Annotated in this window: 2 protein-coding genes; both read left to right on the top strand. The window is 40.9% G+C overall.

Translation table 11 applies throughout. The features are described from left to right. A partial coding sequence (locus ACEW8U_RS23270; RefSeq protein ID WP_373524452.1) for a DUF2268 domain-containing putative Zn-dependent protease occupies window positions 1–628 on the top strand: 628 nt, incomplete at its 5' end. Then, a complete protein-coding gene (locus ACEW8U_RS23265; protein ID WP_373524451.1) occupies window positions 610–1755 on the top strand; it encodes an FAD-dependent monooxygenase in 1146 nt (381 codons plus the stop codon). The genes ACEW8U_RS23270 and ACEW8U_RS23265, both read left to right, overlap by 19 nt. Window positions 1756–1768 lie beyond the last annotated feature (13 nt).

Genomic DNA, 1768 nt, shown 5'->3' with positions numbered 1-1768 from the left:
AATTATTATTGATGCTGCTGAAAAATTGAAAGAAATCTATCCGGAGTCGGTTTTTCCACCCATTTATTTCCTGATGGGGAGTTTAAACAATGTGGGTACACCCGACGGCTTTGCGGGAATGTTGATCGGAACAGAACATCTCTGTAAGAGCCCTGAAGCCGATTTGACTTCCCTTTCGAAATTTGATAAAATGGTGATTTTTGATGTCGGGCAGACGGTTCCTATCATTGTCCATGAATATGTACATCTGCAACAAAAAAACACCACAGAAAGGACCCTATTGGATTATGCAATTATGGAAGGTGCGGCAGATTTTGTTACTTACTTGTTATTGGGAGACTATTCGGATCCTGACTTATATGAATTCGGCTTTGCCCATGAAGATCAACTCTGGGAAATTTTCAAAAGTCAAATGCATACGGAGGATACTGACGATTGGCTTTTCAATGCTTATGATCCTGAGACAGGTTTTCCCGCTAACTTGGGATATTTTATAGGTTTCAGGATTTGTGAAAGTTATTACCAACAATCCACTGATAAAAGAAAGGCCATCAAAGAAATACTCGAAATTCAGGATTTTAAAAAATTTTTCATTCGAAGTGCTTATAAATGGGAAAAATTAAAGTGAGTATTATTGGCGGGGGAATAGCCGGTTTGACCACTGCTCTAGCCTTGCAGCAAAAAGGAATACAAGCCAATGTATATGAAGCCGCCCCAGAAGTCAGGCCCGTGGGGGCAGGTTTGGCATTGTCTTCCAATGCGATGCGTGTATATAAGTTAATGGGTTTTATGGATGAAGTCATCAGTCAAGGCAGATTGATGTCCTCTTTTGCCTTGTTGGATCAGAAAGGGAAAATCATCACAAAGGCCGATAGCGAGGCCATCAGTAAAAAGTATGGGCTGGATAATTTTTTGATCCACCGCTATGCTTTGCATGGATTGTTGCTTTCCAAACTTGATCCCGATACTGTTTTTACAAACAAAAAGGCAAAATCTTTCAGTAATCAGGAAGATCAGGTATTTGTTGACTTTGAGGATGGTTCATCCATATCCACAGATTATTTAATAGTGGGAGATGGTATTCATTCTGCCATCAGAAAGCAATTATTGCCCCATTCCACTCCCCGGTATTCGGGATATACCTGCTGGAGGGCAGTCATGGACAATAGTAGGTTGAAGATCAACCTTGCTTCAGAGACCTGGGGTACAAATGGCAGGTTTGGGATAGCCCCTTTGACCAATGATCAATTGTATTGGTTTGCCTGTATCAATGCACCCCGCAATGATCCCAAAATGGGCGCAATGAAAGTATTGGACCTACTTGCCAATTTCAAGGATTATCATGATCCGATTCCGCAGATTTTGGAGCATACAGAAGAATATCAGTTGATATGGAATGACATCATCGATCTAAGTCCAATAGGTCAATTTGCATTTGATCGGATTGTATTGGTTGGAGATGCTGCCCATGCCACAACTCCAAATCTGGGTCAAGGTGCGTGTCAGGCCATAGAGGATGCTTATGTACTTGCTGATGAAATGTCCAAAAAGGAAGAATATTCTCAGGCATTCCGGGCTTTTGAAAAGAGAAGGATAGACAGGACGGATTTCATTGTCAATACCTCCTGGAAAATGGGAAGTTTGGCCCAGTTAGAAAATCCCTTGCTTTGCGGCATCAGGAATTTTGCATTAAGAAATACCCCGAAAAGCTTTCATGATAAGCAGTTGGAAAAAATATTTAAAACAGATTTCTGATTCACATTAATAG

Source organism: Aquiflexum sp., assembly GCF_041751335.1.
Lineage (GTDB): Bacteria > Bacteroidota > Bacteroidia > Cytophagales > Cyclobacteriaceae > Aquiflexum.
This window is presented reverse-complemented; position numbering and strand designations above follow the sequence as displayed.

Coding starts and splice junctions, on each gene's coding strand:
- ACEW8U_RS23265 (WP_373524451.1), top strand. CDS start 610: ATGGGAAAAATTAAAGTGAGTATTATTGGCGGGGGAATAGCCGGTTTG.